Raw genomic sequence first — 23,388 nt, 5'->3', positions numbered from 1 at the left:
ACCCGAATGCGGCCTGTAGGGCAAACGATCCGGCCCCGCAGGACTGGCACTTAGCTACAAGTCAGGGCATGCTAGCCGCCCTTTGGGCGTCGGGCTTATATTGCATAATGCACTCGCTGCTTCAGTCCAGTAGTCAGGAACAACGATTTGCCAACACCAACGCCCTCCACGCCATTAGAAACAGCCAAAAGCACAACGATTGTGCCTTTGCGTAGTTCCTTGAAAGGGCTACTGGCAGCGCTGGTTCTACTGATGCTTGCATTGTTGCTGTGGCAACTGCTTGAGCAGTTTCATCAGACGCAAGAGCGGCAGCGGCAGCGCAGTCTCGACTACAGCACTCAACTCGCCGACCGCCTTAGCCTCAACATGGCTCTGAGCGCCCAGATCACCATGAACCTGCTCGATGAGGGATCCCCCTCGGGCAGTAATGCCTCGCAACAGAAGCCGCCACTGCAAAGACTGCGTGAAACCGTACCGTCCTTGCGCAGCGTCGCATGGCTCGGCCCTGAAGGCGACGTAATCAAAGACAGTGCGGAAGTTACCCTTGACGGTGCGTTTCTAAAGAGTGCGCTCCAGCAGGCATTGGGTCGACCTTATTTCTACACCAACTCCGAAGACGGTTCGCAGATATACATGTTCGTACACCAGGCCGAAGGCCTTGGCGGTGCCTACTGGGCAGTACGCATGGCTCCGGATGCACTCAAGGCGCTGATCCAGCAGCCCAGCCAGGACTTTCAGCATCTATGGCGGCTTGAGAACCGCGTGACCCAACGAGTCATCCTGCGCGATGCCTCGCTGCAAACCGACTCCGGGAACACCGAAAGCGTCCTGCTGCAACCACTGAGCAACAGCGACTGGCAACTGCACGGCCTGTTCGATGCCTATAAGGCACGCCAGGAGCTGCTTGCGCCCCTGATCGTGAAATGTGTAGTCGGCCTGCTGTTTTCGCTGCTGCCGCTGGCCGCAATCCTCAGCCTGCGCCGTCGTCAGCGCCAACTGCTGGAAAGCCGCCGCCGCTATCAGGACATATTCGAAGGCGCGGGCGTTGCCATCTGCGTACTGGACATGTCCGACCTGCCCGAACAGCTCGAAACCTTCCAGATCCGCACCTCGGAAGACTTCGACCGTTTTATCGAGATCCAGCCGGGGCTCCTGAAGCGACTGCTGCAACAGTTACGCATCACCGAAGTCAACCAGGTTGCCCTGAGCCTGTTGAATATCAAGTGCGGCGATGAGGCCTGGCAGCAACTGATCGAAGGCGAATCACGCGCTCGTCCCGGCATTGGTATCCAGGTGATTCATGCCGTCCTGAACAGGCAGCAACGCCTTGAACTGGAAATTCGTCTCACTCAGGAGTCCGGCCAGGACCAGCATCTATGGCTGGTATTAAGGCTGCCTGAAACTCAGTCCGATCATGATGCGGTGATCCTCAGCATCGGCGACATCACCAGCCGCAAACAGATAGAGCTGTCATTGCAGGAGCGGGAGCGTTTCTGGTCAGACGTGGTACGCACCGTGCCAGACCATCTGTATGTGCAGGACGTACTCAGCCAGCGCATGATCTACAGCAACCACCATCTGGGGCAGACGCTGGGCTACAGCAAAAGCGAGCTGCATGCCATGGGTGAGTTCTTCTGGGAGATACTGCTGCACCCGGACGACGCCCAGATCTATCAGGACATGCGCCTGCGCCAACGCCATCATGGGCACAACGAACTGCTGCAATGTGCCCTGCGCTTTCGCGACAAGGACAACACCTGGCGCTGCTTCGATATCCGCGAACAGGCGCTGGCCCGGGACAAGGACGATCTGGTCACACGCATCATCGGCGTCGCCAAGGACGTCACGCGGCAGGTGGAAGCCAGCCAGTCCCTGCGCGACAGCGAGCAGCGTTACCGGATGCTCGCCGAGAGCATCAGCGATGTCATCTTCTCCACCGACAGCCTGCTTGAAGTCAACTATGTCAGCCCGTCGGTCCAGAGCGTACTGGGTTACAGCGCCGACTGGATCATCAAGAATGGCTGGAGCTCCACCGTTGCCAACCCGCAACAACTCTCGGGCTTCTACAACCTGATAGCGCGCATCAGGAAAGTACTCGACAAGCCGCAGGAGCTGGCCCGGTTGCGCAGCGATGTCCCGACCCAGATCTATTTGTTCGATTGCCTGCGCGCCGACGGCCGCAAGATTCCTGTAGAGCTGCGGCTGGTCCTGGTATGGGATGAGAGCGGCATATTCGAGGGCATCCTGGGCGTCGGTCGCGATATCAGCATCCAGCGTCGCGCCGAAAAAGACCTGCGAATGGCCGCTACGGTTTTCGAGCACTCGACGTCCGCGATCCTCATTACCGACCCGGCGGGCTATATCGTCCAGGCCAACGACGCCTTCACTCGGGTCAGCGGCTATGACGTGTCACAAGTGCTCGATCAATTACCGAACATGCTTACCGTGGATCGAGAGCAGGAAGCCCACCTGCGCTATATCCTCAAACAACTGAACCAGCGCGGCACCTGGGAAGGCGAAGTCTGGCTCAAGCGTCGCAATGGCGAGCATTACCCGGCCTGGGTCGGCATCACGGCCGTGGTGGATGATGAAGGCGACCTGGCCAGCTACGTGTGCTTCTTCAGCGATATCAGCGAGCGCAAGGCCAGCGAACAGCGCATTCATCGCCTGGCCTATTACGACGCCCTGACTCACCTGCCCAACCGCACGCTGTTCCAGGACCGTCTGCATTCGGCTCTGCAACATGCCGAAAGACAGCAAGCCTGGGTGGTCCTGATGTTCCTGGACCTGGATCGTTTCAAACCGATCAACGACTCGCTGGGCCATGCCGCCGGCGACCGTATGCTCAAGGAAATGGCCACACGCCTGCTCGCGTGCGTCGCCGACGATGACACCGTCGCACGCATGGGGGGCGATGAGTTCACCCTGTTGCTGCAACCGGGCGCCACCCGTGAGATAGCCCTGAACCGCGCCATCCATGTTGCCGAGCAAATCCTCAACAGCCTGATCACGCCTTTCGTGCTGGAGGGACGTGAGTTCTTCGTGACCGCCAGTATCGGTATCGCTCTGAGCCCGCAGGACGGGAACGAGTTGAGCCAGTTGATGAAAAACGCCGATACCGCGATGTATCACGCCAAGGAGCGCGGCAAGAACAACTTCCAGTTCTACCAGACCGACATGAACGCCACGGCTCTGGAACGCCTGGAACTGGAAAGCGACCTGCGCCACGCCCTGGAGCAGCAAGAGTTCACGATTTACTACCAGCCTCAATTCAGCGGCGACGGCAAACGCCTGACCGGTGCCGAAGCGCTGCTGCGCTGGCGCCATCCTCGTCGCGGCCTGGTGCCGCCCAGCGAATTCATTCCGGTTCTGGAAGAACTCGGTCTGGTGGTGGAAGTCGGGGACTGGGTATTGGCCGAAGCCTGTCGTCAGCTCAAGAGCTGGCATCAGGCAAAAGTGCGGGTCCCGAAAGTGTCGGTGAATATTTCCGCAAGACAGTTTTCGGACGGCCAACTGGGCAACCGCATCGCCCGGATGCTGGGCGAAACCGGCCTGCCACCGGCCTGTCTGGAGCTGGAACTGACCGAAAGTATCCTGATGCGCGAAGTCAATGAAGCCATGCAGATGCTCGATGGCCTGAAGAATCTGGGGCTGAGCATCGCGGTCGATGACTTCGGCACCGGTTACTCGTCGCTGAACTACCTCAAGCAGTTCCCCATCGACGTCCTGAAGATCGACCGCACCTTCGTAGACGGCCTGCCATCGGGTGAACAGGATGCTCAGATCGCCCGCGCTATCATCGCCATGGCCCACAGCCTGAATCTGGCGGTGATCGCAGAAGGCGTCGAAACCCACGAACAGCTGGAATTCCTTCGCGAACATGGTTGCGACGAAGTACAAGGCTACCTTTTCGGTCGCCCGATGTCGGCCTCGCAGTTTGAAGCGCAGTTCAGTAATGATGCTTTGTTCATGTTCGACTAGGTCGAACAGGAACACAGCGGCAAGCTGCAAGTTGGGAGCTTCAAGTAAAAGCAAAAGCGGACCGTGTGTTCTCGCATATGTCCGCTCTTGCTTGCCGCTTGTAACTTGCAGCTTGCAGCTTCCCCTCCTACTTGCCGTCTGCTCATCCGACAAATGAACCCCTTTCATATGCCAGATAAAACGCGATGGGGTAGAATGCCCCCCTTTTCCGCTCCAACCCTCGAGGACTGCCATGTTCAGCCGTGATTTGACTCTCGCGAAGTACGACTCCGATCTTTTTGCCGCAATGGAGCAAGAAGCCCTGCGCCAGGAAGAGCATATCGAGCTGATTGCCTCGGAAAACTACACCAGCCCGGCTGTCATGGAGGCTCAGGGCTCGGTCCTGACCAACAAGTACGCCGAAGGCTATCCGGGCAAGCGCTACTACGGTGGCTGCGAGTACGTCGACGTCGTTGAACAACTGGCCATCGACCGCGCCAAGGAACTGTTCGGCGCCGATTACGCCAACGTCCAGCCACACGCTGGCTCCCAGGCAAACTCCGCTGTTTACCTGGCTCTGCTGCAAGGTGGCGACACCATTCTGGGCATGAGCCTGGCTCACGGCGGTCACCTGACCCACGGCGCCAGCGTCAGCTCCTCGGGCAAACTGTACAACGCCGTTCAGTACGGCATCGACGCCAATGGCATGATCGACTACGACGAAGTCGAGCGTCTGGCCGTCGAGCACAAGCCAAAAATGATCGTTGCTGGTTTCTCTGCCTACTCGCAGGTTCTGGACTTCGCCCGTTTCCGCGAAATCGCTGACAAGGTCGGTGCTTACCTGTTCGTCGACATGGCTCACGTAGCCGGTCTGGTTGCCGCTGGTGTCTACCCGAACCCGGTTCCATTCGCAGACGTGGTCACCACCACCACCCACAAAACCCTGCGCGGCCCACGTGGCGGCCTGATCCTGGCTCGCGCCAACGCCGACATCGAGAAGAAGCTGAACTCGGCTGTATTCCCTGGCGCACAGGGCGGCCCACTGGAGCACGTCATCGCCGCCAAGGCTGTCTGCTTCAAGGAAGCACTGCAACCGGAGTTCAAGGCCTACCAGCAACAAGTGGTCAAGAACGCCAAGGCAATGGCTGGCGTGTTCATCGAGCGCGGTTTCGACGTGGTTTCCGGCGGTACTGAAAACCACCTGTTCCTGCTGTCCCTGATCAAACAGGACATCTCCGGTAAAGACGCAGACGCCGCCCTGGGCCGCGCCTTCATTACCGTGAACAAGAACTCCGTCCCGAACGACCCACGCTCCCCGTTCGTCACCTCCGGCCTGCGCTTCGGCACCCCGGCAGTGACCACTCGCGGCTTCAAGGAAGCAGAGTGCAAGGAACTGGCTGGCTGGATCTGCGACATCCTGGCTGACCTGAACAACGAAGCGGTGATCGACGCCGTTCGCGAGAAGGTCAAGGCCATCTGCGCCAAGCTGCCGGTTTACGGCGCTTGATAGCGTAGTTGCTGGTTACATGAAAAAGCCCGGGCTCTTGAGTCCGGGCTTTTTCATTTATGGTGGGGCCTGCGCGCGACCTGACGAGTAGATACATAGCGCCAGCATTGCAAACACGATACAGACAAGCGTGAATGGCCCTGACTGACCCGGCGGTAAAACACTGGCTATCAACCCACAGCAGGCCGCCATCGCCTGATGGATAAAACCGGTCAATGCCATGGCGGCTTAAACCTCAGCAACGGCCTCGCGCACGAAGTCTTCGTAGGTGCGCAGCGGGTGCCCAATGATGGCCTGAAGCTTTTCTACCGTGCCTTGAGTTGATTGCATGCCGAAGGCCTGGATACCCGACATCATCAGGCGCATGTCATAAGCCAGCCAGGTGGGACCATACGAAGCCAGTTGTTCTTCAAAAGCAGCTACGTCATCACCCCCGTAGACGATCTCACGCCCCAGAGCAGCACTCCAGATATTCGCCACGGACACACCGGTGAGCGCTTGCGGCCCAACCAGCTCCAGCGTTACACGATCCAGCGCAGAAGGTGCTTTATCGCGTCGCAGCAGCTCTGCAACCGCGACATCAGCGATATCGCGTGCGTCAATCATCGACACGCCCGCCGCGCCGATCGGCATTGGGTACACCGAGTAGTTCTGAATAGTCTGTTGGACCATGCGCTCGTTTTGCATGAAGTAAGCCGGACGCAGGACAGTGGCAGGCATATCGAGGCTCTCGATCATGCGTTCAACCGTATGCTTGCCCGTGAAGTGCGGGACATTGGTGAATTTGTCGGCATGAATCACCGACAGATAAACAATGCGCTCAATACCCGCCTCGCGCGCCAGGTTCAGCGTGATAAGGGCTTGAGTGACCTCATCAGGCGTCACGGCATTGAGCAGGAACAGGGTACGCACCGACGAGAGCGCAACGCGCATCGACGCTACGTCAGTGAGGTCTGCGACAACTTCAGTGACGCCAGCCGGGAACTCCCGCTTACCCGCTTGGCGAACAAGGGCTTTGACTTCGGCGCCCGCGCCAGCAAGGCCTTGAGTGACCAGTGAACCAATGGTGCCCGTGGCGCCAATAACCAGAATGCTCATGTTTGAAACTCCTGAATGGGATTTAAAGTGAATCAGCGAGTGAAATCCGCAACGACCTTGCCCGTCCGTGAAACGGTACGATTGCGTTCGATTGCTCTGGGGATATCAGAGAAGCCAACTACGTCACCGATTCTCGATTGAAGCGTGCCGCCAGCGACTTCCCTGGCCAGCCTCTCCAGCAATTGAGGATCAGGTTTATTCATGAACCAAAGGCTTCGGCGATTCGCGGGCGTTCGGGCAAGAATGTCGGGCGATGACGTGCCGACAACGACACCGTCCTGCGCCAGCACCTGCCACGATCGGTCCAGTACCTCACCCCCGACGTAGTCGAGCACCAGGTCAATATTCCGGACGACGTTTTCAAAACGTTGGGATTGGTAGTCAAAGACAAAATCGGCGCCGAGGCTGCGCACGTAATCCAGGTCCGCCGTGCCCGCCGTTGCGAAGACCTCGGCACCAGCCCGCTTGGCGTACTGCACGGCATAAGCGCCTAGTCCTCCTGCTGCGCCATGAACCAGGACTCGCTGGCCCGCAAAGATCGGCCCTGCGTGATGAAGACTGTTCCAGGCTGCCACGGCTGCTACAGGCATGGCAGCCGCATGCAGGTCGTCCAGTGCCTCAGGTGTCGGGGAAAGGCTCGCTTCGCTGACTGTAACGAACTCAGCGTACGCGCCCAGTCCACCCATGGCCCCCATGACACGGTCGCCAACACTGAAACGAGACGCACCGGGCCCCACCGCATCGATCACCCCAGCCATCTCGGCGCCCAACACGATAGGCAATGAAAGCGGGAAGGCATTGCGCACATGACCTTCACGAACCTTCCAGTCGATGCCGTTCACGCCAGCGGCTCGAACCCGAACCAGAACCTGGCCCTGCCCTGGTGCTGGCTTCTCGATCTCGGCAACTTGTGCGGCATCAGCACCGCCGTAGGCGCGGATCAGTACAGCGCGTTGGATGGTGTTCATTGGAACTCCTCATGTCATGTCCAGATGATGTGAAAGTATTCCGTTGCACTTACAAAACGAAGACCACAAAATCCAGACACCTCGTTTCAAATATGGAACACCATGAACATCAATGCGCTGATCGATTTCATTCTCGTCGCTACCAATGAGGGGCTGGGGAAGGCAAGCCGTGCGAGCGGTATTTCCAAAGCCACCTTGTCGCGTCGAATCGCCGACCTTGAAGAGCAACTGGGCGTAAGGCTGATCGAGCGCAGCGCGCGGGGCTTGAAACTCACCGAGGCAGGTGAGTTGCTGATGTCTCGAACTGAAGGGCCGCTGAGCGAAGTGACCGAAGCCATGACGGCAGCACGTGAGGGCGTTTCAATACCTCGCGGACGTTTGCGAGTGGCGGCCCCGATCCTGTTCTCGCAGCTCGCGATGGGACGTATTGGTGCCGAGTTCTGTGCGGCCTACCCGGAAGTCTTTATTGAGGTCGTAGCGGAAGATCGCATGGTGGATCTGGTGGAGGAACAATTTGACGTCGCCATTCGGATCAACCCAAGCCCGGACAGCAGCCTGGTCGGAAGGTGCTTCGCCAAGGACCGGTTGATCGTTGTGGCGGCGCCTGAAATACCCAGGCCCATGCCCGGCGCAATCAGACCCGTTCCCGGTATCGTGACATCGACTTTCCAGCCCACGCACTGGAGTCTCGATGGCGGTCAGTTGGTCTTGGAGCCGATCCCGAAAATGCGATTCTCTTCGTTACTGATGGTCCGCGATGCAGCTATCGCCGGTGGCGGTGCAGCCCTCATTCCCCAGTCCATCGCCTGGAACCAGCTTGCCAGCGGTGAGTTGGTTCAGTGGGGAACGGTGTCAGGTGTGGAGCCCGCACTTTGGGTCTTGCACACATCCAGGCGGCTTGCGGCTCCAAAGGTTCGCGCATTCGTCGACTTCATGTGTGACAAATACTCGGACATGTCTCTTGTTCTGAGGGGATAGAACCCATTAAGCCTGACCCGGGTGCCAGCTATTGGCCGACTCTGTTGAAAACAGTCGACTTTCAACAGAATCGACCGGCAACGGACGATGGCGAACCCATAGCCAGCAACGCCGCTTTTCATAAAACCCGTTACGCCCCCACCATCGCGGAAAACGCCGCCCGAATCTTCTCCTCAGGCAACTCATCGGCAATGAACACGATCACGCTTTCGCGTTTTTCGTCTTCTGCCCATTCGGTATCCCAGTCGAAGCCATAGAGTTTCAGCACGCCCTGGAACACCATTCTCCGGGGCTCGCCTGCGATATTGAGCACGCCTTTGTAGCGCAGCAGTTGTTTGCCGTGATCTTCGAGCAGTTCGTTCATGAACTCGCTGAGCTTGTCGATATCCAGCGGTTTGTCGCTGCGCAGCACCAGGCTGGAGATGCGGTCGGCGGATGTTCCAGCCGGGGCAAGCGGGCGCAGGGTGACGCCACCACCGAGGTCGGCATTGAGGTTGAAGCCTCTGACATCCAGCAATTCGGCCAGATCGATCTTGCCGTGTTCAACGATACGAATCGGTGCGCGGCGGTTGATACGGGTCAGGCGGGACGAGAGGGCCTGGAAGGCTTCTTCATCCACCAGATCGCGCTTGCTCACCAGCAGGCGGTCGGCGAAGCCTATCTGTGCCTGGGCGATGGTCTGGGCCAGGTGGGTGTCGGCATGGGCAGCATCCACCAGCGTGATGATGCCGTCGAGGATGTAGCGCTCGCGCAGTTCTTCATCGATGAAGAAGGTTTGCGCAACGGGAGCCGGATCGGCAAGCCCGGTGCATTCGATCACCAGTCGGTCGAAGGCAATTTCACCGCTGTCCAGGCGCTCCAGCAGCAGGTACAGAGCTTTGGTCAGGTCGGTGTGGATGGTGCAGCAGACGCAGCCGTTGGACAGCGTCATGATTTGCACGGGATCGGTGCCGAGCAACTGGCTGTCGATACCGGCCTCACTGAATTCGTTTTCGATTACCGCGATTTTCAGGCCGTGTTCGGCCTTGAGCAAATGGCGCAGCAGAGTGGTTTTGCCGGCTCCCAGAAAACCGGTCAATACGGTGACGGGGATGGGTTGCGCAACAGTCATGTGTACTCCAGCAATTCAATATGTCCGGTATATCGCCTTCCCGGATGAATCCGGTCCTACAGAGTAATACCGATCAGTCCTGCAGAGACCTGTAAAAACGACAACGCCACAGGTATTGGCCTGTGGCGCGTCGATTCAGACAATAACGCAGATCAGAGGGTCAGCAACACTTGGGACCACCCTTGCCGCCGTAACGAGCCTCTTGTCGTTCCCGAAAGAACTCCTCGTAGCTCATCAACGGCTTGTCCGGGTGTTTGGCCTGCATGTGTTCGACATAGGTGTCGTAGTCAGGCATACCCACCATCAGACGCGCGGCCTGACCGAGGTATTTCCCGAGGCGACTCAGGTCATTGAACATGGGCTGATCCTCTCTTCATGACCGTTATCACACCTGTGATCCCGGAGGCATGGCCTGGTATGGCATTTCCTTGTCGCTGCGCTCTTTCTTGATCCACGCCGCACGGCCGACTTTCAGCGCGTAGAACAGGATGCTGGACACGACGAACAGGAACAGGATAGTCAGACCGGCGTTGGTGTAAGCGTTGAAGATCACGTGCTGCATCTGGTCCATGGTCTTGGCCGGAGCCAGGATCTGACCGGCATCCGCTGCGGTGCTGTACTTCTTGGCCAGTGCCAGGAAGCCAATGGCAGGGTTGGAGTCGAACAGCTTGATCAGGCTCGCGGTCACGGTGCAGATCAGCAGCCAGGATGCAGGCAGCAAGGTCACCCAAACGTAACGCTGACGCTTCATCTTGATCAGCACGACACTGGCAAGCATCAGGGCAATACCGGCCAGCATCTGGTTGGAGATACCGAACAGCGGCCACAAGGTATTGATGCCACCCAGCGGGTCGATCACACCTTGATAAAGCAGGTAACCCCACAGTGCGACGCAGCCACCTGTACCAATGGCGTTGGCCACCCAGGACTCGGTGCGCTTGAGAGCAGGTACGAAGCTGCCCAGCAGGTCTTGAAGCATGAAGCGACCGGCACGGGTACCGGCGTCCACAGCAGTCAGGATGAACAGGGCTTCAAACAGAATCGCGAAGTGGTACCAGAACGCCATGGTGTTTTCACCCGGCAGGACCTGGTGCAGGATCTGCGCGATACCGACCGCGAGGGTCGGAGCACCACCGGCACGGGCCAGGATGGTGTTCTCGCCGATATCCTTGGCCACAGCGGTCAGTTGCTCGGGCGTAATGGTAAAGCCCCAGTTGCTGATGGTTTGTGCCACAGACACCACATCACTGCCCACAATTGCAGCCGGGCTGTTCATGGCGAAGTACACACCCGGCTCGATCACCGAAGCGGCAACCATGGCCATGATGGCGACGAAGGACTCCATCAACATGCCGCCGTAACCGATGTAGCGGGCGTTCTTTTCGTTATCCAGCAGCTTGGGCGTGGTGCCCGAGGAGATCAGTGCATGGAAGCCCGACACCGCACCACACGCAATGGTGATGAACAGGAACGGGAACAGCGCGCCTTTCCAGACCGGACCTGTACCGTCGGTGAACTGGGTCAGAGCCGGCATTTTCAGCTCGGGTGCCAGAATCAGGATGCCGATGGCCAGCGCGACGATGGTACCGATCTTGAGGAAGGTAGAGAGATAGTCACGCGGTGCGAGCAGCAGCCATACCGGCAGCATTGCCGCCACGAAACCGTAGCCCACCAGCATCCAGGTGATTTGCACACCGGTGAAGGTAAACATGGGGCCCCAGACCGGATCCGCAGCCACCGAGCCGCCTATCCAGATGGAAAGCAGCAGCAGAACCACGCCGATGATGGAGATTTCACCAATGCGACCCGGGCGGATGTAGCGCATGTAAACGCCCATGAACATCGCGATCGGGATTGTCGCCATGACCGTGAACATGCCCCACGGGCTTTCAGCCAGGGCCTTGACCACGATCAGCGCCAGCACCGCAAGGATGATGATCATGATCAGGAAGCAGCCAAACAAGGCAATGGTGCCGGGAATGCGGCCCATTTCCTCACGAACGATGTCGCCCAGGGAGCGACCGTTACGGCGTGTGGACAGGAACAGGATCATGAAGTCCTGTACCGCGCCCGCCAGAACCACACCGGCAATCAGCCAGAGTGTGCCGGGCAGGTAACCCATCTGCGCGGCCAGTACCGGGCCGACCAATGGGCCTGCGCCTGCGATGGCTGCGAAGTGGTGTCCGAACAGAATGTGCTTGTTGGTCGGCACATAGTCCAGACCATCATTGTTGACCACGGCCGGGGTTGCCCGCAGCGGGTCGAGTTGCATGACATGGTTAGCGATGAAAAGACTGTAGTAACGATAAGCGACCAGATAAATAGCTACAGCAGCGACCACGATCCACAAGGCATTGATTGCCTCGCCACGACGTAGTGCCACCACCCCCAGGGCACAAGCCCCAATAATTGCGAGAAGCAGCCAAGGCACGTGGCGCATTAGGCTATTGTTATTTTTCATTTTCTTATTCCAGCAGAGTTGACTAGAAGGCAAGCACTCCGAGTTTAGCCCTGTCAGAGCGAAAGGCCACCCCCAACGATGGTCTAGAACACTTTTGACAGGTCAAAACTCAAATATCTGACTCGCACGGGGCCAGATTCCTGCCGTCGCGTACACCAGACAATAAAAATCGCCCACAGGCTGTTCGGCAACCCCGTTCAGGTCTATCGTGCGTAGACAAGGGTGCCATTATCAATGGCATGTCCGCTGGCTCACATGTCAGTCGATACCACGAGAGCTCACTTGATGACCGACTCCCCCTCAGATCGCCGTCGCTTCAAGCGCATCGCGTTCGATGCCAGGACCGACCTCAACCAGGGCAGCAACAACTGGAAAGTGCAGTTGCTCGACCTCTCTCTGAAAGGACTCCTCATCGAAAGGCCGGAACCCTGGACGGGTGACCCGAACGAGCATTTCCTGGTCGACATCCATCTCAGCGACGATGCCTACGTGAAGATGGACGTGAAGCTGACCCATGACGACAACCATCACCTGGGGTTCGTCTGCCTGCATATCGGACTGGAATCGATCAGCCATTTGAAGCGGCTGGTGGAGCTTAATCTCGGGGATCCGGCAGAGCTGGATCGTGAGCTGGCGGCGTTGATCGAGATTTGAGTCCGAGACTGAGTTCCGATCAAAATCACTTTGTGGGAGGCAGCTTGCTGGCGACTTCAGCGTACAGACGCATAATATCTGTCGATTTCAAGGCCTTTTTCGCCAGCAAGCTGCCTCCTACAAGTTTGTTTTGGCCTTGACTGATCAGCCCTACTCGAACAACGCATCCAGCGCCTGTTCCAATCGGGTGACCGCAATGATCTGCAAACCGGCTGGCGCTTCCTTCGGTGCGTTGCCCTTGGGCACGATAGCCCGCTTGAAGCCATGCTTGGCGGCCTCTTTCAGGCGCTCCTGACCGCTGGGCACCGGCCTGACTTCGCCGGAAAGCCCCACTTCCCCGAACACCAGCAGATCATGAGGCAATGGCCGGTTGCGCAGGCTGGACATGACAGCCGCCATCAACGCCAGGTCAGACGCGGTCTCGAGCACTTTCACCCCGCCCACCACATTGAGGAACACATCCTGGTCATGGGTCGGGATTCCACCATGGCGATGCAAGACCGCCAGCAGCATCGCCAGACGATTCTGATCCAGCCCCAGCGTCACCCGACGCGGGTTGGACATGTGACTGTCATCCACCAGCGCCTGCACTTCCACCAGCATCGGGCGCGTGCCTTCCCAGGTCGCCATGACCACGCTGCCGGGCACTTCTTCCTGAGCACGGGTCAGAAAAATCGCTGACGGGTTGGAAACTTCCTTGAGCCCTTTGTCCGTCATGCCGAACACGCCCAGTTCGTTGACGGCGCCGAAACGGTTTTTCACCGCCCGCAGCAAACGCAGTCGTCCATCCGATTCGCCCTCGAAATAGAGAACGGTATCCACCATATGCTCCAGGACACGGGGCCCGGCCAGCGCACCTTCCTTGGTCACATGGCCGACCAGGAAAATCGCCGTGCCGCTCTGCTTGGCGTAACGCACCAGCAGGGCAGCGCTTTCACGCACCTGCGCCACGCCACCGGGAGCGGATTGCAGTTGCTCGGTGAAAATCGTCTGGATGGAGTCGATCACCATGACCTTGGGATGCTCGACACGCGCCGTGGCGATGATCGACTCGATACAGGTTTCGGTCATCACTCGCAGTTTGTCCTGAGGCAACCCAAGACGCCGAGCGCGCATGGCCACCTGTTGCTGGGACTCTTCGCCCGTTACATACAGGGCTGGCATGCGCTCGGCGATATTGCACAGGGTTTGCAGCAGAATCGTGGATTTACCGATACCCGGATCGCCACCGATCAATACGACAGAGCCGTCCACAAGGCCGCCGCCCAGGACCCGGTCCAGCTCGTTGGAGTTGGTCGAGAAGCGTGGAATCTCTTCGACACTGACTTCGGCAAGGGTCTTGATCTGGGCCTGCGAGCCTGCCCAACCGGTACGTCCGCTGGGCGCAGCTGCCGCGCCGCTTTCCAGCATGGTTTCAACCAGCGTGTTCCAGGCGCCGCAATCACTGCACTGGCCAGCCCATTTGGGAAAAGTCGCACCGCACTCAGTGCAGCCGTACAAGCGTTTGGCCTTGGCCATGACAACCCCAGTCGTAAAAAGCAGCATGATAACGCAGCAAATGCCGCGCCGCCGGAACTCGGTTTTTGCCGATCCGGATAAAACTTACCGCACCAACCCCGGTCGATTGCACATGTACACAGCAGGATACACATTGCTCCATTACACTGAATCCGGTCATCTCCCTCTGTAACAAGGAATCACCCATGAGCGTACTAAGCGAATTCAAGGCCTTCGCCGTCAAAGGTAACGTGGTCGATATGGCCGTGGGTATCATCATTGGTGCAGCGTTCGGCAAGATCGTTTCGTCATTCGTCGGTGACGTGATCATGCCACCGCTGGGCCTGTTGATCGGCGGCGTGGACTTCAGTGATCTGGCCATTACCCTGAGAGCAGCCGAAGGTACGACGCCCGCCGTGTTGCTGGCTTACGGCAAGTTCATCCAGACCGTTCTCGACTTCGTCATCGTTGCCTTCGCAATCTTCATGGGCGTCAAGGCCATCAACCGCCTGAAACGCGAAGAAGCCAAGGCCCCGACTCTGCCGCCAACGCCGTCCAAGGAAGAAGTCCTGCTGGGCGAGATCCGTGATTTGCTCAAAGAGCAGAACAAGCCAGCGGCGCCGGTTACTGTGGACCCTGGTCGTCCAGTTTGAAGCAAGACTGTGGGAGGCAGCTTCAGAAATCGCCAGCAAGCTGCCTCCCACAGATTCGCGAATGACTTACCAGTAATTCTCCACCACAACCTGCCCTGGCCGACGGGTCAGGTTCAGTTGCATGTTCCGCTGTTTGAGCACGGCCCTTGTGTCGTCGATCATCTGCGGATTGCCGCAGATCATCACCCGCGAATGCTCGGGCGTCAGCTCGACACCTGCAGCACGTTCCAGCGCGCCATTTTCGATCAGGCTAGTGATGCGACCATGCAAGGCGCCGGGGTGCTGTTCGCGGGTTACGGTGGGCAGGAACAGGAACTTGTCGGCGTACTCGGCCAGATAATCCCGCTGCATCAACTCGGCAATCAGTTGTTGATAAGCCAGCTCCCTGGCCTCACGGGCGCTGTAGACAAGGATGATCCGCTCGAATTTATCCCATATCTCGAAGTCCTGAAGGATCGAGAGAAAAGGGGCAACGCCCGTGCCTGTGGATAAAAGCCACAAGTCTCGTCCATCGACAAAGCGGTCAGGCGTCAGATATCCGGTCGCCAGTTTCTCCACCAGCAAGGTGTCGCCTTCGCGCAGACGACTCAACTCACTGGTGAACTCCCCGTTTGGCACCACGATGGAGAAGAACTCCAGAAACTCGTCATGAGGCGCAGAAACCATGGAATACGCGCGCCATACCGTGCTGCCGTCGGCCTTCGTCACGCCAAGGCGAGCGAACTGCCCGGCACGAAAACGGAACCCGGGATCGCGGGTAGTACGCAGGGTGAACAGGTTGTCGGTCAACGGCGTCACACGCAGCAGTGTTTGCCGGGTGAACTTGTCTTCGCTGGCGGTCATGGGACGCTTCTGACTCCGGAGCTGGAAAAGGCCTCCAGTGTCCCCCAAAGCGCGCTCGATAAACACCGGCTGTTTGTAGTGCTTTGAGCGACTCCCACACAGGCGATTTAGAGTATTTGGTTCTTGGGCCGGTATTCATTAGTTGAAAGCCTGTACTGCCTGAAAAGCCGCAACCAAGCTCCCATCAGCGTTCCAGCCATAAAGACATCCCTTTGGATACATAAAAGCCATCACACCACTCGTCTAGATAGCCACAACCGCAATTTGTACTCGATGGATTTTTTCTAGACTGCTTAAACAATACGAAACATCTCGCCATCAAAGGCATGGAGGCGATCATGGGATCCATGGAACTCAACTCACCATCCCCATCTCACGCAAAAAACCTTACCCATCGAGAAATCGAAATCCTCAAATGGTCCGCAGAAGGCAAGACAGCGGGCGACATCGCAATCATCCTGAGCCTGAAAGAGCGCACCATTCATTTTCATATCGCCAGCGCGATACAGAAAATGGGGGTTTGCAACAAAACGGCTGCGGCCGTGCAGGCCGCCTTGAGCGGGATGTTCTGAGGAAGTCGGCCATCGGCCACCAACATGGAGGGTGCCAAACAGTAAAAAGCACGTAAACTTGCCGATCTCAGCGAGCCCATCCGATGCAGGGCTCGCATGACATACGTCGATTGCCCCAGAGTTTTTGTGCCCATGCCCGTGCTGACCAGTCCTTTCGCTCAACTTGATCTCATTCGCCAACCCGAACAACAAGATGAGCCCTTGCAGGCATTCGACGCGGCTGACGAATACTTGCTCAATTACGTGGCAGAAATCGGCCTCACCCTTCAGAGCAAGGTGCTGGTACTCAACGATAGCTTCGGCGCACTGGCCGCAAGCCTGGCGCAGCATGCAACGGTGGTCAGCAGCACCGACTCGTATCTGGCGGCACAGGGTCTGGAAAAGAACCTGACCCGCAACGGCATGGCCTACGACGCCGTACCCGTGATCCCGGCCAGCGAGCCGCTGACCGGCCCTTTCGACTGGGTGCTGATCCGGGTTCCCAAGACAATGGCTCTGCTGGAAGAACAGCTCGTTCGTTTGCAAGGCCAACTGGCTCCGGATGCGCGAGTGATCGCAGCGGCAATGGTCAAGCACTTGCCGCGCTCAGCCGGTGACCTGCTGGAAGAATATATTGGACCGGTACAGGCATCGCTGGCCGTGAAAAAGGCACGCCTGCTGTTCTGCACGCCAGAGCCTGGAGAGGTCCTGAGCTCGCCTTACCCGACCCGCTACACGCTCGATCAACCCGCCATCGAGCTGGTCAATCATGCCAACGTTTTCTGTCGCGACAGCCTGGATATCGGCACACGGGCCTTCCTGCCTTATCTACCCAAAAACCTCGGCTCGGCCAGAGTCGCCGATCTGGGTTGCGGCAACGGTGTACTGGCAATCGCCAGTGCTCTGGATAACCCGGATGCTCATTACACGCTGGTGGACGAGTCGTTCATGGCCGTGCAGTCGGCCGCAGAGAACTGGCAAGCGGCGCTGGGAGATCGCGAGGTGGTGATTCGTGCTGGCGATGGTCTGGCCAGTCAGGAACTGGACTCGCTGGATGTGGTGCTCTGCAACCCGCCCTTCCATCAGCAACAGGTGGTCGGTGACTTCCTGGCCTGGCGCATGTTCCTGCAAGCGCGGGCATCGCTGGTGGTCGGTGGCGCGCTGTATATCGTCGGCAACCGCCATCTGGGCTATCACAGCAAACTGGCGCGCTTGTTCCGCGGTGTTGAGCAAGTCGCCGCAACACCCAAGTTCGTGATTCTCAAAGCCCGCAAATAAACCTCAAAAAAAACCCTCCGCAAGGAGGGTCATGAAGCCGTGTCCACGAAACACGGGATGGGAATTCAGCGCATGGCAATCAGTGGGTGGTCAATCCCGCTGCATTCATGAACATGCGCATCAGGCTGGCCACGATGAACAGCGCAAAGACACTGCCTGCCCAGATACCGGCCAGCCAGGCCAGCCGCTGCCAGAGCGGCTTGCTCATCGCTGGATCCTTGTCGTGCATGGAATCTTTGCCAGACATCGCCAATCTCCTCTGATTTAAAAATGAGGCGCTGTACGAAATGTTTTCGAGCGAAGGTGAGGCAAGGCAAAAACAGGCGAGGAAGCGGAGTTTACTGGGTGTAAATGAGCATTCCGAGCCTGTTTTTAACGCCGCATCACCGAGCGCAGATACATTTCATACAGTGCCTAGTGATAACCGTCTTCAGCAGTCACCTTCCCGCGAAACACGTAATAACTCCAGAAGGTGTACCCCAGAATGAACGGGATGATGAACAGCGTGCCCACCAGCATGAAACCCTGGCTCTGAGGCGGAGCCGCAGCGTCCCAGATGGAGACTGACGGCGGAATGATATTGGGCCACAGGCTGATACCCAGCCCGCTGTAGCCCAGAAAGATCAGCAGCAGTGTCAGCAGGAACGGCGTGTAATGGGCATTGCGGGCCACCGCCTTGAACAGGCCGTACATGGTGACCAGCACCAGAATCGGCACCGGCATGAACCAGAACAGGTTAGGCAGGGTGAACCAGCGCTGCGCAATGTCCGGGTGTGCCAGCGGAGTCCAGAGGCTGACAATGCCAATGACCGCCAGCATTACCAGAGCCAGAGGACGCGCCAGGTCATGCATCGCCTTTTGCAATGATCCTTCGGTCTTCATGATCAGCCAGGTGCAACCCAGCAGCGCATAAGCCACGATCAATGCCAGACCGCAAAACATCGGAAACGGTGCCAGCCAGTCCAGTGAGCCACCGGCAAACTCGCGATTGACCACCGGAATGCCTTCGATGAAAGCCCCAAGCGCTACACCCTGAAAGAAGGTCGCAACCAATGAGCCGCCAATGAAAGCCTTGTCCCACAGGTGACGCTTTTCTTCCGTGGCCTTGAAACGGAACTCGAAGGCCACGCCGCGGAAAATCAGCCCCATCAGCATGAAGATCAGCGGCAGATAGAGTGCCGACAGCACCACCGCATAGGCCAGGGGAAAAGCGCCGAACAATGCCGCGCCGCCCAGTACCAGCCAGGTTTCATTACCGTCCCAGACCGGGGCAACGGTGTTCATCATCACGTCGCGGTCGGAGCTGTCTTTCATGAACGGGAAGAGAATCCCGATACCCAGGTCAAAACCGTCCATCACCACGTACATCATGATGCCGAAGATGATGATGACCGCCCAGATCAGTGGAAGATCGATACCCATGACTCAGTTCCCCTTGCTCAGGCTGTCGAGGTTGTCGCCATCTTCGGAGCCTTCTTCGGCAGCGGAGAGCGGACGGGCTGGCGTACGTTTCTGGCCGGGACCGCCGGTCGGCGTATGTTCGACGTGTTTCTTCGGCCCTTTGCGCACCAGACGCATCATGTAACCGAGGCCGGCGCCAAACAGCAGGAAGTAGACAACCACAAACAAGACCAGGGTGATGCTCATTTGCGTGACGCTGTGCCCGGACGATGCATCCGCCGTGCGCATCAGGCCGTAGACGACCCAGGGCTGACGACCGATTTCAGTGGTGAACCAGCCAGCCAGGATCGCGATCAGCCCCGATGGCCCCATCCACAAGGTCAGGTACAGGAAAGGACGGTTGCTATAAAGCGCATCGCGCTTACGCAGCCAGAGGCTCCACAAACCGGTAAAGATCATCAGGAAACCCAGGCCGACCATGATTCGGAACGACCAGAACACAATGGTCGAATTCGGCCGGTCCTCAGGCTTGAACTCCTTGAGCGCCGGGACTTGCTTGTCCAGACTGTGGGTCAGGATCAGGCTGCCCAGATACGGAATTTCAACGGCATATTTGGTCCGCTCTTCCTTCATGTCGGGCCAGCCGAACAGGATCAGAGGCGTTGGCTCGTCACCGACGTTCTCCCAGTGACCTTCGATGGCGGCGATTTTCGCCGGTTGATGCTTGAGCGTGTTCAAACCATGGAAGTCACCGACCACAGCCTGCAACGGCGCGACCAGCAAAGCCATCCACATGGCCATCGACAGCATCTTGCGGACCTGAGGCGTATCGCGACCGCGCAGCAGGTGCCAGGCCGCCGAAGAGCCGACGAAGAACGCGGTCGCCACGAACGCGGCAATCGACATGTGCGCCAGGCGATACGGGAAGGACGGGTTGAAGACCACCGCAAACCAGTCGGTAGGGATCACGCGACCGTCGATGATTTCAAAACCTTGTGGCGTCTGCATCCAGCTGTTGGACGACAGAATCCAGAAGGTCGAGATCAGGGTGCCGATGGCGACCATGACCGTCGAAAAGAAGTGCAGGTTACGGCCGACACGGTTCCAGCCGAACAGCATCACGCCGAGGAACCCCGCTTCGAGGAAGAACGCCGTCAAGACCTCATAGGTCAGCAGCGGTCCGGTAACCGCACCGGCAAAGTCGGAGAAGCGGCTCCAGTTGGTGCCGAACTGATAAGCCATGACCAGCCCGGAAACAACACCCATGCCGAAGTTGACGGCAAATATCTTCGACCAGAAATGGTAGAGATCGCGGTAAATGTCGTTGTTGGTCTTCAGCCACAACCCTTCGAGCACAGCCAGGTAACTTGCCAGACCAATGGTGATGGCAGGAAACAGGATGTGGAACGAAATCGTGAATGCGAACTGGATGCGGGCAAGGTCTAGTGCCTCCAAACCGAACATGATTCTTCCTCTATATCAGGTGATACCGGCCTTTGGCAGCAAGCCATCGGCGATTGCCCCACGGTCATGGAGTCCGGCGCATCGGAAGTCTTCTGATGAGTATCTCGATGCTGGTTTCATGCTTTCGGTTCACATTTCATGCGCAAGGGCAATGATGCAGGTCAACCGACGTTAAAAGAGTAGTCCCATTCAGACCCGCAGGTTGTGTGGTCTTTTGCCGCGTGGCGAGTTGCCTCACCCCGAGTGCGCGGTGTTTTCACGGATGAATTCGCCCACACATGGCGTGCGGGGCGGGATGGAGCCATTCACAGAGCAGCAACAGCCGCAACCTGCTGGTATGATGCGCGGCTTTTTCCGACTCGCAAAAATGGCGGGCTGCTGCGTCAGCCTGTGCTTTGCTTCTGGAGTCGAATCATTCACGACGCGGGCCGCGTTACGGAGAGCCAGACATGCTGGAAAGGCTGTTTCAACTCAAGGCACACAACACCAACGTGAGGACCGAGATTCTCGCGGGCGTCACGACCTTCCTGGCCATGGCTTACATCCTGTTCGTCAACCCGAGCATTCTTGGCGAAACCGGCATGGACAAGGGCGCGCTGTTCGTCGCGACCTGTCTGGCCGCGGCCATTGGTTCGGCCGTGATGGGCCTGATCGCCAACTACCCGATCGCCCTTGCGCCGGGCATGGGCCTGAACGCCTTCTTCACCTACACCGTGGTCCTGCACATGGGCCATACCTGGCAGGTCGCGCTGGGTGCGGTCTTCATTTCGGCGGTGATGTTCTTCCTGCTGTCGCTGTTCCGGATTCGCGAATGGATCATCAACAGCATTCCCCTGCCCCTGCGCTCGGCGATTGCAGCAGGGATTGGCCTGTTCCTGGCACTGATCGCTCTGCATAACGCCGGCATCGTGGTCAGCAACCCGGCCACCATGATCGGCATGGGCGACCTGAAACAACCGGCTCCGGTTCTGGCGACCCTGGGCTTCTTCCTGATCGTTGCGCTGGATCAGCTCAAGGTGCGCGGCGCAGTCCTGATCGGCATTCTGGTCACTACCCTCGCCTCCATTGCGCTGGGCTTCACACCGTTCGGCGGCGTCGTGTCGATGCCACCTTCCCTGGCTCCGACCTTCCTGCAACTGGACATCATGGGCGCGCTGGACGTTGGTCTGGTCAGCATCATCTTCGCCTTCCTGTTCGTGGATATCTTCGATAACTCCGGCACGCTGATCGGCGTCGCCAAACGCGCCGGGCTGATGGGCAAGGACGGGCACATGCCGAAGATGGGCCGTGCGTTGATCGCAGACAGTACAGCGGCCATGGCCGGCTCGCTGCTGGGCACATCGACCACGACCAGCTACATCGAATCCGCAGCCGGTGTCAGCGCCGGTGGCCGCACAGGCCTGACCGCCATCGTCGTCTCCGTGCTGTTCCTGCTGGCATTGTTCTTCGCGCCACTGGCCAGCAGCGTGCCTGCTTTCGCCACGGCACCGGCATTGCTGTTCGTCGCAGTGCTGATGGCGTCCGGCATGGCTGAAATCGACTGGGACGACCTCACTGTCGCGGCCCCCGTGGTGATTACCGCCCTGGCCATGCCTTTCACTTACTCCATCGCCAACGGCATCGCCTTTGGTTTCATTTCCTGGACAGCAATCAAGCTGCTTTCGGGACGCGGGCGCGAGCTGAACTCGGCGCTGGTGATCCTGTCGATTCTGTTCGTGATCAAGCTGGGCTGGTTCAACGCATGAGTGTTCCTTTCGATCCCGCGAGCTACGACCGTCAGCTCGAAGAAAAAGCCGTCCGGTTGCGTGAGCTGCTGGCTCCCTTCGACGCACCCGAGCCGCAGATATTCGACTCGCCGCGCGAGCATTACCGCCTGCGTGCCGAGTTTCGCCTGTGGCGCGAAGACCAGAAGCGCTATTACGCGATGTTCGCCCCCGGCGACAACAAGACGCCGATCCTGCTCGAAGGCCTGCCCATCGCCAGCGAGCGTATCAATGCGTTGATGCCTGTTCTGCGCGAGCGCTGGGAGGCCAGCCCGACGCTGAACCACAAGTTGTTTCAGGTGGACTTCCTGACCACCCTGGCCGGCGATGCCATGATTACCATGTGCTACCACCGCCCTCTGGACGATGAATGGCAAGTCGAAGCACAGGCATTGGCGGCAGAGCTGAATGTCAGCCTGATCGGCCGCTCCAAAGGCCAGCGTCTGGTGATCGGCCACGACTATGTGACCGAAAAACTGGAAGTCGCCGGTCGCACGTTCAGCTATCGCCAGCCTGAAGGCGCGTTCACCCAGCCAAACGGCACGGTGAACCAGAAAATGCTCAATTGGGCTTATGACGCGCTGGGCGAGCGTGATGACGATTTGCTGGAGCTGTATTGCGGCAACGGCAATTTCACCCTGCCGCTGGCCACCCGCGTGCGCAAGGTACTGGCGACCGAAATCAGCAAGACCTCGGTGAATGCCGCGCTGAGCAACCTGGATGACAACTCGGTGGATAACGTCACGCTGGTGCGCCTCTCCGCCGAAGAGCTGACCCAGGCGTTGAATGACGTACGGCCTTTTCGCCGTCTGCAGGGCGTGGACCTGAAGAGCTATGAGTTCGCCAACGTGTTCGTCGACCCGCCACGCGCAGGCATGGACCCGGACACCTGCGAGTTGACCCGCCGTTTCGAGCGCATCCTGTACATTTCCTGCAACCCGGAAACCCTGGCCGCCAACATAGCCCAATTGCACGACACCCACCGGATCGAGCGTTGCGCGCTGTTCGACCAGTTTCCTTATACGCACCATATGGAATCAGGGGTTTTGCTGGTCAGGCGTTGACTGACTTTCGCGAATGAATTCGCTCCCACCTTGCAGGAACGAATTCATTCGCGAACAACACCACACAAAACTATTTAGTTACTTCATGTGTAGCGCTCCATCGGCTAAGGTATAACGCCACCCGCGTATTCACCGCT

General features: G+C 58.4%; 19 protein-coding genes. 9 read left to right on the top strand and 10 right to left on the bottom strand.

Annotation, left to right across the window (positions count from 1 at the left end; translation table 11 throughout):
- The first annotated feature begins 252 nt into the window (after nucleotides 1-252).
- Both Q6A51_RS19415 and glyA read left to right on the top strand, forming a co-directional pair.
- Nucleotides 253-3,981, top strand: a complete 3,729-nt coding sequence (locus tag Q6A51_RS19415; protein ID WP_201018806.1) for a sensor domain-containing protein — start codon at nucleotides 253-255, stop codon at nucleotides 3,979-3,981.
- 232 nt (nucleotides 3,982-4,213) lie between these two features.
- Entirely contained in the window at nucleotides 4,214-5,467 is a 1,254-nt protein-coding gene (gene glyA, locus Q6A51_RS19410; RefSeq protein ID WP_095067767.1) for a serine hydroxymethyltransferase, read from the top strand.
- A gap of 228 nt (nucleotides 5,468-5,695) precedes the next feature.
- Here the strand turns inward: glyA and Q6A51_RS19405 are convergent, their stop codons facing one another.
- Together Q6A51_RS19405 and Q6A51_RS19400 are read right to left on the bottom strand one after the other, a co-directional pair.
- Nucleotides 5,696-6,565, bottom strand: a complete 870-nt coding sequence (locus tag Q6A51_RS19405; protein ID WP_304575509.1) for an NmrA/HSCARG family protein — start codon at nucleotides 6,563-6,565, stop codon at nucleotides 5,696-5,698.
- 32 nt (nucleotides 6,566-6,597) lie between these two features.
- A complete protein-coding gene (locus Q6A51_RS19400; protein WP_304575508.1) occupies nucleotides 6,598-7,533 on the bottom strand; it encodes an NADP-dependent oxidoreductase in 936 nt (311 codons plus the stop codon).
- 102 nt (nucleotides 7,534-7,635) lie between these two features.
- Between Q6A51_RS19400 and Q6A51_RS19395 the strand changes: the two genes are divergently transcribed.
- The gene (locus Q6A51_RS19395; RefSeq protein ID WP_304575507.1) at nucleotides 7,636-8,511 is read left to right on the top strand and encodes a LysR family transcriptional regulator; all 876 of its coding nucleotides are present in this window, start codon (nucleotides 7,636-7,638) and stop codon (nucleotides 8,509-8,511) included.
- A gap of 130 nt (nucleotides 8,512-8,641) precedes the next feature.
- Here Q6A51_RS19395 and yjiA read toward each other — a convergent pair whose 3' ends face one another.
- The 3 genes from yjiA to Q6A51_RS19380 all read right to left on the bottom strand — a co-directional run bounded on the left by yjiA (nucleotide 8,642) and on the right by Q6A51_RS19380 (nucleotide 12,083).
- Nucleotides 8,642-9,622 carry a GTPase gene (gene yjiA / locus Q6A51_RS19390; protein ID WP_304575506.1) on the bottom strand — a complete coding sequence of 327 codons (981 nt, stop codon included), beginning with the start codon at nucleotides 9,620-9,622 and terminating at the stop codon, nucleotides 8,642-8,644.
- A 160-nt stretch (nucleotides 9,623-9,782) separates the two neighbouring features.
- Nucleotides 9,783-9,980, bottom strand: a complete 198-nt coding sequence (locus tag Q6A51_RS19385) for a YbdD/YjiX family protein (protein ID WP_201006376.1) — start codon at nucleotides 9,978-9,980, stop codon at nucleotides 9,783-9,785.
- Nucleotides 9,981-10,007: 27 nt separating this feature from the next.
- On the bottom strand, nucleotides 10,008-12,083 hold the full coding sequence (locus tag Q6A51_RS19380; protein ID WP_201018713.1) for a carbon starvation CstA family protein: 2,076 nt from the start codon (nucleotides 12,081-12,083) through the stop codon (nucleotides 10,008-10,010).
- A gap of 285 nt (nucleotides 12,084-12,368) precedes the next feature.
- Between Q6A51_RS19380 and Q6A51_RS19375 the strand changes: the two genes are divergently transcribed.
- Complete coding sequence (locus Q6A51_RS19375; RefSeq protein ID WP_201018712.1) at nucleotides 12,369-12,737, top strand: PilZ domain-containing protein; 369 nt, start codon at nucleotides 12,369-12,371, stop codon at nucleotides 12,735-12,737.
- Nucleotides 12,738-12,887: 150 nt separating this feature from the next.
- Here Q6A51_RS19375 and radA read toward each other — a convergent pair whose 3' ends face one another.
- Nucleotides 12,888-14,255, bottom strand: coding sequence for a DNA repair protein RadA (gene radA, locus Q6A51_RS19370; protein ID WP_201006382.1), 1,368 nt, complete (start codon nucleotides 14,253-14,255; stop codon nucleotides 12,888-12,890).
- 185 nt (nucleotides 14,256-14,440) lie between these two features.
- Between radA and mscL the strand changes: the two genes are divergently transcribed.
- A complete protein-coding gene (gene mscL / locus Q6A51_RS19365) occupies nucleotides 14,441-14,887 on the top strand; it encodes a large-conductance mechanosensitive channel protein MscL (protein ID WP_201006384.1) in 447 nt (148 codons plus the stop codon).
- A 66-nt stretch (nucleotides 14,888-14,953) separates the two neighbouring features.
- Here the strand turns inward: mscL and Q6A51_RS19360 are convergent, their stop codons facing one another.
- Nucleotides 14,954-15,730, bottom strand: coding sequence for a ferredoxin--NADP reductase (locus tag Q6A51_RS19360; protein ID WP_201018710.1), 777 nt, complete (start codon nucleotides 15,728-15,730; stop codon nucleotides 14,954-14,956).
- A gap of 338 nt (nucleotides 15,731-16,068) precedes the next feature.
- On the opposite strand from Q6A51_RS19360, the gene Q6A51_RS19355 reads away from it, so the two are divergent.
- Both Q6A51_RS19355 and Q6A51_RS19350 read left to right on the top strand, forming a co-directional pair.
- Entirely contained in the window at nucleotides 16,069-16,302 is a 234-nt protein-coding gene (locus Q6A51_RS19355) for a helix-turn-helix domain-containing protein (RefSeq protein ID WP_201006388.1), read from the top strand.
- Nucleotides 16,303-16,434: 132 nt separating this feature from the next.
- Nucleotides 16,435-17,559 (top strand): methyltransferase, encoded by a 1,125-nt coding sequence (locus Q6A51_RS19350; protein ID WP_304575505.1) that lies wholly within the window; start codon nucleotides 16,435-16,437, stop codon nucleotides 17,557-17,559.
- A gap of 79 nt (nucleotides 17,560-17,638) precedes the next feature.
- Here Q6A51_RS19350 and Q6A51_RS19345 read toward each other — a convergent pair whose 3' ends face one another.
- The 3 genes from Q6A51_RS19345 to Q6A51_RS19335 all read right to left on the bottom strand — a co-directional run bounded on the left by Q6A51_RS19345 (nucleotide 17,639) and on the right by Q6A51_RS19335 (nucleotide 20,424).
- Entirely contained in the window at nucleotides 17,639-17,806 is a 168-nt protein-coding gene (locus Q6A51_RS19345) for a DUF2474 domain-containing protein (RefSeq protein WP_122318115.1), read from the bottom strand.
- Between the two features lie 167 nt (nucleotides 17,807-17,973).
- The gene (cydB, locus tag Q6A51_RS19340; protein WP_201006391.1) at nucleotides 17,974-18,981 is read right to left on the bottom strand and encodes a cytochrome d ubiquinol oxidase subunit II; all 1,008 of its coding nucleotides are present in this window, start codon (nucleotides 18,979-18,981) and stop codon (nucleotides 17,974-17,976) included.
- A gap of 3 nt (nucleotides 18,982-18,984) precedes the next feature.
- Complete coding sequence (locus tag Q6A51_RS19335; protein WP_201006393.1) at nucleotides 18,985-20,424, bottom strand: cytochrome ubiquinol oxidase subunit I; 1,440 nt, start codon at nucleotides 20,422-20,424, stop codon at nucleotides 18,985-18,987.
- Between the two features lie 449 nt (nucleotides 20,425-20,873).
- On the opposite strand from Q6A51_RS19335, the gene Q6A51_RS19330 reads away from it, so the two are divergent.
- Nucleotides 20,874-22,169: an NCS2 family permease gene (locus tag Q6A51_RS19330; protein WP_201018707.1), complete on the top strand. Its 1,296-nt coding sequence runs from the start codon at nucleotides 20,874-20,876 to the stop codon at nucleotides 22,167-22,169.
- Nucleotides 22,166-23,251 carry a tRNA (uridine(54)-C5)-methyltransferase TrmA gene (gene trmA / locus Q6A51_RS19325; protein ID WP_201018706.1) on the top strand — a complete coding sequence of 362 codons (1,086 nt, stop codon included), beginning with the start codon at nucleotides 22,166-22,168 and terminating at the stop codon, nucleotides 23,249-23,251. The genes Q6A51_RS19330 and trmA overlap by 4 nt, the downstream gene beginning before the upstream one ends.
- Nucleotides 23,252-23,388: the final 137 nt, after the last annotated feature.

The organism is Pseudomonas serbiensis (assembly GCF_030580745.1).
GTDB lineage: Bacteria > Pseudomonadota > Gammaproteobacteria > Pseudomonadales > Pseudomonadaceae > Aquipseudomonas > Aquipseudomonas serbiensis.
The sequence above is the reverse complement of the archived record's forward strand: the minus strand, read 5'-3'. Positions and strand labels throughout refer to the sequence as shown.

Excerpts from the sequence above, each read along its gene's own strand:
- Q6A51_RS19415 (WP_201018806.1), top strand. The coding sequence starts at position 253 with ATGCTTGCATTGTTGCTGTGGCAACTGCTTGAGCAGTTTCATCAGACG.
- Q6A51_RS19375 (WP_201018712.1), top strand. The coding sequence starts at position 12,369 with ATGACCGACTCCCCCTCAGATCGCCGTCGCTTCAAGCGCATCGCGTTC.
- glyA (WP_095067767.1), top strand. The coding sequence starts at position 4,214 with ATGTTCAGCCGTGATTTGACTCTCGCGAAGTACGACTCCGATCTTTTT.
- Q6A51_RS19335 (WP_201006393.1), bottom strand. The coding sequence starts at position 20,424 with ATGTTCGGTTTGGAGGCACTAGACCTTGCCCGCATCCAGTTCGCATTC.
- Q6A51_RS19345 (WP_122318115.1), bottom strand. The coding sequence starts at position 17,806 with ATGTCTGGCAAAGATTCCATGCACGACAAGGATCCAGCGATGAGCAAG.
- Q6A51_RS19405 (WP_304575509.1), bottom strand. The coding sequence starts at position 6,565 with ATGAGCATTCTGGTTATTGGCGCCACGGGCACCATTGGTTCACTGGTC.
- Q6A51_RS19380 (WP_201018713.1), bottom strand. The coding sequence starts at position 12,083 with ATGAAAAATAACAATAGCCTAATGCGCCACGTGCCTTGGCTGCTTCTC.
- mscL (WP_201006384.1), top strand. The coding sequence starts at position 14,441 with ATGAGCGTACTAAGCGAATTCAAGGCCTTCGCCGTCAAAGGTAACGTG.
- Q6A51_RS19400 (WP_304575508.1), bottom strand. The coding sequence starts at position 7,533 with ATGAACACCATCCAACGCGCTGTACTGATCCGCGCCTACGGCGGTGCT.
- trmA (WP_201018706.1), top strand. The coding sequence starts at position 22,166 with ATGAGTGTTCCTTTCGATCCCGCGAGCTACGACCGTCAGCTCGAAGAA.
- Q6A51_RS19395 (WP_304575507.1), top strand. The coding sequence starts at position 7,636 with ATGAACATCAATGCGCTGATCGATTTCATTCTCGTCGCTACCAATGAG.
- Q6A51_RS19350 (WP_304575505.1), top strand. The coding sequence starts at position 16,435 with ATGCCCGTGCTGACCAGTCCTTTCGCTCAACTTGATCTCATTCGCCAA.
- Q6A51_RS19360 (WP_201018710.1), bottom strand. The coding sequence starts at position 15,730 with ATGACCGCCAGCGAAGACAAGTTCACCCGGCAAACACTGCTGCGTGTG.
- Q6A51_RS19330 (WP_201018707.1), top strand. The coding sequence starts at position 20,874 with ATGCTGGAAAGGCTGTTTCAACTCAAGGCACACAACACCAACGTGAGG.
- cydB (WP_201006391.1), bottom strand. The coding sequence starts at position 18,981 with ATGGGTATCGATCTTCCACTGATCTGGGCGGTCATCATCATCTTCGGC.
- Q6A51_RS19385 (WP_201006376.1), bottom strand. The coding sequence starts at position 9,980 with ATGTTCAATGACCTGAGTCGCCTCGGGAAATACCTCGGTCAGGCCGCG.
- radA (WP_201006382.1), bottom strand. The coding sequence starts at position 14,255 with ATGGCCAAGGCCAAACGCTTGTACGGCTGCACTGAGTGCGGTGCGACT.
- yjiA (WP_304575506.1), bottom strand. The coding sequence starts at position 9,622 with ATGACTGTTGCGCAACCCATCCCCGTCACCGTATTGACCGGTTTTCTG.
- Q6A51_RS19355 (WP_201006388.1), top strand. The coding sequence starts at position 16,069 with ATGGGATCCATGGAACTCAACTCACCATCCCCATCTCACGCAAAAAAC.